We start from the raw sequence: 8,769 nt of genomic DNA, 5'->3' as shown, positions 1-8,769 counted from the left end.
ATTCCCCTCTCTTTCCTAGGCGGTTTTGTCTTTAAGTGACCTTGTTAAAGGACTTTCCTCCCGTTTTCCTTTTCCCCTATTACCCTTGTTTGGAATTCATATATACCTCTTCATATGGCTGAACGACCACGAATCCATCCCCCTCAAACCGCATTTGAATCGACTCGCCGCTGCCTCTGCCAAGGAAGGTTTTGAAACTAATATCGGTTTGAATGACCGGCTGAAGGTTTCCAGACCAGGCGACGGTGGCATTTGGGTCGGTAATTACCGGCTGGCCCGGTGTAACTCTTAATGTAAGTGGTTCATAATGGGTAGTAAAAGCAATCATCCCGGTTCCTTCGCAAAAGACATTAAATAGTCCGCCGGCCATCATCCCGGCAATCCGTTTCATTAATTTAATCTTCCACTTAATACTTGGTTCAAATGCAAGCAGATCGTTGCCGTTAATGAAGATTGAATCGTTTTGCAACTTTAGGATAACAATCTTTTTGCCGCTATCGGCAAGATATAATTTCCCCCTGCCATTTGCTTTCATTAACGAGGCGCCCTCCCCGGTTAGTGCCTTTTTGAAGGCTGTCCCAAGACCGTGCTCTAAGATTCCTTCTCGGACAAATTTCATTTCCCCATGATAGGCGACCATCGAGCCTGCCTTGGCCCAAACTTGACCATCCAGGTTTACTTCGAGCATACGGGGGGTCTCTAATTCAAAGAATCCCTCACCCTTATCCACTTGCTCCGTTTGTTTAATAAATTCTTCAATTGAATATCTGCTCATTCAGCACACCTTCCTTCCCTAACTGTATGTACGAATAATAACCATGAATGTTTCAAAAAAGAAAAACGGAAATTCACAAGCGATTACACATACAGTTAATTGATTTTAAAAAAAACGAACAGTGCCACCAGCATTGTTCGCTTTTTTACTATGATCCTCTTATTTTAGCAGTCTGGAACCGTTCCTTTAAGAAGACATCTTTGTATCTTGATATGGTTGTTTTTAACATTGAAACTGTTAAAATTTTAATTAAAATCAAAATTGCACCACACAAATAAAAAACAAAATTTGGGCTTTGGCCATAGTCATAAAAAATAAAACATGAAACCCCATATAATAGGAATAAGAACAATTCAAATAAAAATGCAGTAAAGACAAACAATAAATAAGAAATAACAATTTTTTTGTGAGATACGTGTTTTAGAGTAAGACCTTCCCAACAAAGATTTGCTATTTTCCCCAACACCATCACCTCAGTTTGACATACTTTATTACAAAGTATGTCCATTGAGGGAGATCTTAACTACTTTGTTAGGGGATTTGTCCCTATATTTGTTTAGTTCACCAAAAAATCTAAGGTTTTGGATTAATGCTTAATGATGCGATGATCATTAAAAGGGTAAATAGTAATAAAAAGGTGCATAAAGCAAGGCCCCAAATTGCGTATAGTCTGGACCTTCGGCGGGCAATTAGCCCAAATAGCCCGAGGAAAAAGCCCACAATCGGGAGCTGGACGATAAAGATTCCGGGAAACACTGGTACTTTCATTAACAGGGCGACATTTAAACCGGCTAACGAAATAAGGGCAATCAGGAAAGATAAGAATCCTGATATAGTTGGCAGGCGTTGGCCTCCACCCTTTAACTTTATTCCCAATTCCATAATTTAACCTCCCCTACCTTCACTGCTCGGATTTCCTTCAGATTTTGAAGTTTTCGTAACTCTTCCGTCGGGCCGGTGATGACCGCACCATAAACATTAATGCCATGTTTTTTGATATAGGCAAGGCGGTCGCCCAACGCTAAGGATTTGGCGCGGGCCACTTTAGTTGCCACTGCTTCATTATTTTTAAGCTGTAATAATATTTCGAGAAAAGCCCTCTCGTTATCATCCGTTTTAAAAGGTGACCAGGTGGTCGGGTCGTACTGTGCCGGATAACCTAACGGTGTAATCGGCACCCCCTCTTGATCTACCTGGGCTGCGTCCATTCCGGTATCGACGGCCAGCCAGCGTAGCTCCATATTTTTTGGTAGAATCTCTTTCAATTCTTCAGGCTTCATGACTTGATTTAAAGAAACATAAATCTCGGCAACCGATCCATCCGGAATTCTTTTCAACATATCCCACCCCGTATATGCCGATAAGGGAAGAGTTGCTTTAGGGTGGACCATGAACTCTGTCTCCTTGCTGGGGTATTCATCCAACGGTCGATCTAAGATTAGGCTCCTCTTCGGAAAATCGGGCTGATCCAACATAAAGTCGATATCATAGCTGCCAACCTTGTAATCCTCTTTACCAATCCTTTTAAAAACATCAAAGTTGATATTCATGGAGAAAAAGCCAATCTTATGTTCCAATCTAAGTTCTTCCAAACCCATATTTGGCTCGGTTACATAAATGGTTCTCGCCGCAACATTGATTAGCTGGTTGGCCCTGTCGCCAGTTGCGTAATACATATAGGAGGCCAAAGTCATCAATGGTACAACCAGCAGCAGAATTGCCAGACTGATCATGATATTCGTTCTTCTTGCTGTTTGTTTACCAAGCTTTATAATCCCTGTTTGATCTGCCTCGGTATAAGGCTGAAAATCATTGATTTCCTTCAGGGATTCCTGTAAATACTGTTGATAATCTTTTTCCTCATCGTGTTTATCACTCATCGGCTATCATCCTTTCCTTGACTTTATCCATAACTTTCTTTCGTGCTCGATGTAAAAGACTTTTTAAGGTATTCAATTTCATGTCAAGAATGTCCGCTGCCTCATGGTATTTCAGCTGATGCAAATCACATAACAGCAAAACATGTCTTTCCTGCTCCCTTAAGGTATGAATGTCATTCAACAGCAATTGAAAACTTTCTTTTTCAAGCAGCCTTTTTTCTGGTGTTTCCTTAGAGGAATTCCTCTCTTCCAGCTGCTCCTGAATGACAAGGCGTTTATTTTTTCGTTTAAAATCAATAAAGGCATGGTAAGCAACCTTAAAAAGCCAGGCACGAATATTGGAAATTTCATAATCTTCTAGGTGTAAATAGGCCCGGTAAAAAGCATCATGAACCAAATCCTCGGCGATAAAATGATCTTTTGAAAGGGAGAAAAGATAGCGATACAAATCATTTACGTTTTCTTGATATGCTTGATCAAGTTCCAAAGCTGTTCCCCCTTTCATCCTAACCACGTTTAACGATAGCAAAAGGTTGCAACTTTGGAAAATTTTTATTTAAAAAACACCATTCATTAAGATTTGAATGGTGTTCGGATCTCTTCTATTAAAAATTTATGTCAACCTATTTTTTCGGACACCTAACACCGAATTGCTGGTGTCAGGCACCGCTGTGGATTAGTTAATCAAATCTCAATCACTTTAATCGCGGAAAGGATTTCTTCCTCTGCTGTTTTGTGGTTCCATTCGTAGGGATAGTAGCCTAAGGGGTTGCAAATGATTTCGATTCCTTTATAAAGCTCATGGTATCGGGTATGAATATGCCCAAAGATATACTTTTTCACACCATATTTCATGGCTAATTCCCCGAAGCGCGAGCTTCCCATCATCGCATTGAAAAAGTCCCAACCGGGGTCGTCCTTACATATGACAAACTTTGAAAAGGGCACCATATGTGTCACCATGATGATATTTTTTCCTTGATAAACCCTCAACCAATTTTCTATTTTCGCTAAATACCGTTCCGTCTCGTCCTTATCATGTCCCGGCCAGTGGGCATATAGCTTATCCGGCCATGTGAAGTCATGAAACCTGCCCAAGGTAAATTGTTCTTCCATGAATCCATTGATCCCAAAGGTGTAGTCATACCAGCCGCCATCACCGATTACAACCCAATCATCATTTAGTTCCACCGGACCATTCCCGAGGTTACCCGGAAATCCAAGTAGTGTTTCGCGGGCAAATTTTGAGTCTTGATGATAGATATCGTGGTTCCCATGGACAAATAATAACTTCGTTCGCGGAAATTCATTTTGCAGCTGATTCAAAAGGGTAAGGCTATTTTCCGGACCATTAGTCATGTCACCGCTAATAATAAACACATCCGGTGTATGGTTAGCCAGCCAACTTTTTAGCAGTGCCACGATATCCTTCTGTGTATTTTCTCGATTGATGCCTTCATGAATGTCTGACAGAACGGCAATTTTCATTTAGAACCCTCCTCGGCGAACGTGTAAATTAGACGCTTTTTCCAATCACCCTTTTGCTCTCCTATTACTAAAATAAGAAAAGGAGCCAGAGATTTCAATTCTGATTCCTTTTCCATTTTGGCTATATGTTCCTTATTGATTTAATTGTTTAATAAATTCCCTCATGAAGCCCGGCAAATCTGGCCAGGCGTGACCGGAAACAAGATTTCCTTGAACATGCAGAGGATTTTCGATATAGGTAGCACCCGCCGCTTCTACATCTGGTTTGCAGGCGATATAGGCGGTCAACTCCCTGCCTTCCATGTATTGGCGAACCGTTGTCAAAACTAGACTCGCATGGCAAATGGCTCCAACTGGTTTATTCGCTTCAAAGAAATGCGCGACAATTCTTGGAACATTTTCATTTAAGCGAATGTACTCAGGTGCCCTTCCGCCGGGAATAATTAATCCATCATATTCTTCAGGGTTCACATCTTCAAAGGCTATTTGGGCTTCAATTAAGTATCCTTTGCTTTCCGTATACGTATCCCAGCCGATAAAGTCATGCACAACTGTTTGCAGCTTTTTCTTCGATGGCGCCGCAATGTGCACATCATAACCTTCTTCTAGACAGCGAAAATATGGATAATAAATCTCTAGTGCCTCAACGGCGTCCCCGGCGATCAATAGAACTTTTTTTGACATGATTTCATTCCCCCTCGAAAAAATATGGCTATTCCACCTTTATTTATATATTCTAGCTTTTCCCTTTCATTCCCTTTTTTTATCCTAGGAGTTTATTCCCCATCTTTCGGAGACTCAATTTTCGATTCATTCAAATACATGAGGAAATCTAAGTCGCCGCCTCCCGTCGAAAATCCATTGTTATTATTACCCTTTGGGAATGTCTCTTTTCCGAGTTTGTCATAGGCAGTCCAGCCAAAATACATACTTTTATCAAAGAAGAAATGATTGGAAAATATATCATGATTTTTAGCCGATTCTACCTTTTTGAGTGAGTTCATGAATACTGCCCAATCTGCCGGCAGTTGCAATACACCATACGATTCCCCCTGAAGGGCGACCTTTTTCGCCATTTGAACTCCGGGGTCATACGTTACTTGCCCATCCCGGCTATGATATCCTCTCTGTCTGATTAAATAAAACGTTAGATAATCGACTTGACCAGCAGGATGAATATTCCATACAAGGCGAAAGGTTGTTGGATCTTCGCTATTAATCTTCCAAATATATGGCTGTTCCATTGTATTAAAGGAGACAATCTCCCATTTATGCTGCTGCCATTGCCAATTACTAAAGCCGTACTTATCTCCCTCAGCAACAAACGGGACAACCCGATGCCGTTCATCGATAGAAATCGTGTCTTGAATTTCTTTTACCGCAGCCTCTGGAAAGACCTGATTAATCTCCTCAATCAATTGTTCATTTGTTAGAAAAGGATCAGGTTTTGAAAAATAAAACCAATAAATCGCTGTTGCTGAGAGGACAATTACAGCTAACAAAGCAAAGAACCAGATTCTTTTTTTCATCAGATTATTTTCCTCCTTTCAGCAAGGAGTCTTTTGAGCGAAAATAGAGCTGTTTATTCGGTGCCGTTACCAAAATTCCTTTTCCATCAGCTTCAACGTATATGATTGATTCCATGCCACTCCCCCATTTTGGTAAAGCTCCGCTGAGTTGATAGGGAAACCGTTCGTTTATCTTTTTAGAATCAGATCCCATAAATGTCTCTTCGTACCACTCTTCGCTATAAATCGTTGCTTGACTCATGTTATGTAATTGACTCTGCAGTTTTTCTATATTTAGTGAGTAATCTCTCGCCGAAGGATGGATATTGATAATAGCGGCATTTTCTACATTTGAGATATAAGTTGAAATCTCGTCTTCAGGATATATGAGCAGATGGGCAGGAATGGCTATGAGCGTTGCCGCCAAGAAAATAAAGTTTGCGTAAAAGCCTAACCAAGCGAAACGCCGATATATCTGCCAGCGCCCTTCCTTTCTCTTCAATATTCCAAACAAAATCCAAACACCAAGTGGTAAGATTGGGATTTTGAGCAGCTCGCCAAAAAATTGTAAATTAATCGAAAAACAAAAAATACCTGCTAGTACACTTACAATCACTTTCCAGACCTTTGGCTTCGCAGCTTGTTTTTTATGGATGCGATAGGCAATAAATCCAATAACACACCATGCTAAAAATCCAAATATAAATGCAATGAGATCAAACGAAAAATCAAAATGAATGTTCATTCCCCACCTCCTGTTTTACATAATTCACCATAAAACTACAAATTTCCTGCAAAACCATTATGCTTTTTCAAGAACCGGTATAACGCAACCTTACCCTGCAATTTTTAGATAGTAAGAAAAAAAGACTCGGCCCATTAATAGGGGACAAGTCTTAGAAGCAATACTTAAAAATAGTGGCTTAGGAAAAGATTGATTGTTGACATCTTTATTTCGTTTTCTTCAAAGGAACGACCAGCTCTAATTCCTTGATATCTTCTATATACCCTTCACTATTTATATCCGCTGGCTTAAGTGTGAGTGACTTTGGTATCGTATCCATTGGCGGCAATGCTAGAACCATATGGTGTCCGTAGTTTCCAGCCATTCCCGCTTGCAGTTTTAGTCGATCATAGACATTCCCATTATTATCGACTACTGAGAAATCAAACCATTTCCATCTATCATTTTCATCTAGTTCAGCGGGGTAATCGACTGTTACATCTATTCTTGTTGATAGTGGCGAAAATGTTACTTTGTCAGCTGTTAACGTATAAACATTGTTAACGTTCTTAGTTTTCACATCTGGATAGAACTCGTGTATATCACCCTTTATCTTTTCAAGTGGGAAGGACACCCCCCATTTACCTTTGTAGCCAAACAAATCTTCCCCATGGACAGCTACCTCAATTTTATCGCCGTATTCATTGTATTTAGCTAGAGTGAATTGATGTTGCTCAATAGTTGTTTTTGAATTGATCGGACGTTGCGTACCGGAACCAATCGCTACCTTGAATTCTTCTCCATTAATTGTTACATAGTTATATCCGACGTTCTCTTCCTTGAGTGAGAGTGCCTTTTCCCCTGAATAGGCAACTGTTACGATTAGCCTGCCACCATCGTAAGCCGCTTCTTTAACAGTCATCGTTAAGCCATCATGGCTATCCTGTTTTTCAATCACTGTCGCAAGTTGATCTTTCTCTATTTTATCAGTTGCAATATCTCTAAATTCCTTATAGATTGGGCCAATGAGTGGTATATTCGATAACACAGCGGCCATACCCGATGATACAAATCCAGAGCCGAATAAGATAATACATAAACCGCAGGCCATTAGCATTGAATGATTCGTTGTTCTGCCAACCTTCCGCATTTTCTTTGCTTGGGACATAGCTGCCTTTTCCCTCGCTAGTAACTTCTCAAGAGGTAAATCTATATTATCAATTGATTGATTAAAGTTTTCTTTATTCATAAATATAACCCTCCTTTAAAATTGGCCTCAGTTCTTTTTGTACTCGATGTAAGTGGGATTTTACCGTTCCTTCCGGGTAATTCATAATGGCTGCAATTTCCTTAATAGAAAGATCGTGATAGTACCTCAGTAAAATAATTGTCTTGTATTTGGGATCCAAAAATTTAAAGGCCTCGGATAAATCCATTGAATGGACTATGTAATCGACGTTTTCATTAGAAATTAATTCAGCAAATATTTTCTCATCATCTGTACTAAAATGCCGCGATTCTTTTCGAATAAAATCAATAGCTTTAAAAACGAGAATCTTTGTAATCCAGCTCTGAAAACTTTCGGGTTTTTTTAACATTTTTAGAGAAATGTATGCTTTGTAAATGGTTTCTTGATAAATATCTAAAGCATCTTGTTCATTTCTTACATATGAATAGGCAGTCCGATACAATTTTGGGCGAACAGAACTAATCAGCTGTTCAAATGCTTCATCATTACCCTTCTTCGCCTTTTGTACTAATTTAGCAATATCCATTTTTTCTATCCCCTCCTTTTCATTATAAAGTCGAATGGGGAAGTCGAAACGTTGCAACCTATTTAATAATAGTAATATTTCAACTTCTATTATTTAAGCGCAGGCTCCTTATTTCAGTGTATCGACTCAATTTTATGAAGGAGATATGTACTTTCTTCAATACCTGAATATAGCTTTTAATAAAAGAGAGAATCTAGTTTTGGGGGAAGAATAGATGAGATGGAGGTATATTTGCATTTTTAGGCGGTGGTTTTATAACCCTGCAAGGAAATAACCCTTACAATATCTGCAATCCTGATTGCTCAGCTGAGTTTGACCTTTTTCCTGCTCAAGAATTTAATCAAACGTTTGATTGGGTTTTTCCCTGCCAGTTATCAAAAAAATGGGCAGTCTCCACTTTTTCACAAATGAATTCTTTATGGAATTCTCTAGTGATGAAAACATATTGGAGTGAGTGTAAATTAGCGTGATTTATGGTGAATTTAAGTGTGCAATTTAATATATTGTTATTTTGTCCTTTATAAAGCCAATGAAGGACAAACTCAGCAGGAGATCGGGGGAAGGGTCCCTCATGGAGCCGATGAAGGACAGAACTTAGTGGGAGATCGAGAGAAATGTC

The 8,769-nt window shown here is 39.5% G+C and carries 10 protein-coding genes; all 10 read right to left on the bottom strand.

Annotated features, from left to right (window positions below):
• Nucleotides 1-79: 79 nt before the first annotated feature.
• Complete coding sequence (locus tag BANVL01_RS24625) at nucleotides 80-775, bottom strand: AIM24 family protein (RefSeq protein ID WP_066095185.1); 696 nt, start codon at nucleotides 773-775, stop codon at nucleotides 80-82.
• Between the two features lie 573 nt (nucleotides 776-1,348).
• The gene (locus tag BANVL01_RS24615) at nucleotides 1,349-1,657 is read right to left on the bottom strand and encodes a hypothetical protein (RefSeq protein WP_066095174.1); all 309 of its coding nucleotides are present in this window, start codon (nucleotides 1,655-1,657) and stop codon (nucleotides 1,349-1,351) included.
• Nucleotides 1,642-2,655, bottom strand: a complete 1,014-nt coding sequence (locus tag BANVL01_RS24610; RefSeq protein WP_066095168.1) for an anti-sigma factor — start codon at nucleotides 2,653-2,655, stop codon at nucleotides 1,642-1,644. The genes BANVL01_RS24615 and BANVL01_RS24610 overlap by 16 nt, the downstream gene beginning before the upstream one ends.
• Nucleotides 2,648-3,142 (bottom strand): sigma-70 family RNA polymerase sigma factor, encoded by a 495-nt coding sequence (locus BANVL01_RS24605; protein ID WP_066148134.1) that lies wholly within the window; start codon nucleotides 3,140-3,142, stop codon nucleotides 2,648-2,650. Before BANVL01_RS24605 ends, BANVL01_RS24610 begins: the two co-directional genes overlap by 8 nt.
• A 197-nt stretch (nucleotides 3,143-3,339) precedes the next feature.
• A complete protein-coding gene (locus BANVL01_RS24600) occupies nucleotides 3,340-4,143 on the bottom strand; it encodes a metallophosphoesterase (RefSeq protein WP_066095161.1) in 804 nt (267 codons plus the stop codon).
• Nucleotides 4,144-4,275: 132 nt separating this feature from the next.
• Entirely contained in the window at nucleotides 4,276-4,827 is a 552-nt protein-coding gene (locus tag BANVL01_RS24595; protein WP_066095157.1) for a DJ-1/PfpI family protein, read from the bottom strand.
• Between the two features lie 92 nt (nucleotides 4,828-4,919).
• Nucleotides 4,920-5,672 (bottom strand): hypothetical protein, encoded by a 753-nt coding sequence (locus BANVL01_RS24590; protein ID WP_066095150.1) that lies wholly within the window; start codon nucleotides 5,670-5,672, stop codon nucleotides 4,920-4,922.
• Nucleotides 5,673-5,676: 4 nt separating this feature from the next.
• Complete coding sequence (locus tag BANVL01_RS24585) at nucleotides 5,677-6,396, bottom strand: hypothetical protein (protein ID WP_066095147.1); 720 nt, start codon at nucleotides 6,394-6,396, stop codon at nucleotides 5,677-5,679.
• A 205-nt stretch (nucleotides 6,397-6,601) separates the two neighbouring features.
• On the bottom strand, nucleotides 6,602-7,624 hold the full coding sequence (locus BANVL01_RS24580) for a DUF4179 domain-containing protein (protein WP_066095143.1): 1,023 nt from the start codon (nucleotides 7,622-7,624) through the stop codon (nucleotides 6,602-6,604).
• Nucleotides 7,617-8,150, bottom strand: a complete 534-nt coding sequence (locus BANVL01_RS24575) for a sigma-70 family RNA polymerase sigma factor (RefSeq protein ID WP_066095139.1) — start codon at nucleotides 8,148-8,150, stop codon at nucleotides 7,617-7,619. Before BANVL01_RS24575 ends, BANVL01_RS24580 begins: the two co-directional genes overlap by 8 nt.
• Nucleotides 8,151-8,769: the final 619 nt, after the last annotated feature.

This window comes from Neobacillus novalis NBRC 102450 (assembly GCF_001591805.1).
Classification (GTDB): domain Bacteria; phylum Bacillota; class Bacilli; order Bacillales; family Cytobacillaceae; genus Neobacillus; species Neobacillus novalis.
Note: the sequence above shows the minus strand (reverse complement) of the source record. Positions and strands in the feature narration are given on the sequence as shown.

Excerpts from the sequence above, each read along its gene's own strand:
- BANVL01_RS24625 (WP_066095185.1), bottom strand. The coding sequence starts at position 775 with ATGAGCAGATATTCAATTGAAGAATTTATTAAACAAACGGAGCAAGTG.
- BANVL01_RS24615 (WP_066095174.1), bottom strand. The coding sequence starts at position 1,657 with ATGGAATTGGGAATAAAGTTAAAGGGTGGAGGCCAACGCCTGCCAACT.
- BANVL01_RS24610 (WP_066095168.1), bottom strand. The coding sequence starts at position 2,655 with ATGAGTGATAAACACGATGAGGAAAAAGATTATCAACAGTATTTACAG.
- BANVL01_RS24600 (WP_066095161.1), bottom strand. The coding sequence starts at position 4,143 with ATGAAAATTGCCGTTCTGTCAGACATTCATGAAGGCATCAATCGAGAA.
- BANVL01_RS24595 (WP_066095157.1), bottom strand. The coding sequence starts at position 4,827 with ATGTCAAAAAAAGTTCTATTGATCGCCGGGGACGCCGTTGAGGCACTA.
- BANVL01_RS24590 (WP_066095150.1), bottom strand. The coding sequence starts at position 5,672 with ATGAAAAAAAGAATCTGGTTCTTTGCTTTGTTAGCTGTAATTGTCCTC.
- BANVL01_RS24585 (WP_066095147.1), bottom strand. The coding sequence starts at position 6,396 with ATGAACATTCATTTTGATTTTTCGTTTGATCTCATTGCATTTATATTT.
- BANVL01_RS24580 (WP_066095143.1), bottom strand. The coding sequence starts at position 7,624 with ATGAATAAAGAAAACTTTAATCAATCAATTGATAATATAGATTTACCT.
- BANVL01_RS24575 (WP_066095139.1), bottom strand. The coding sequence starts at position 8,150 with ATGGATATTGCTAAATTAGTACAAAAGGCGAAGAAGGGTAATGATGAA.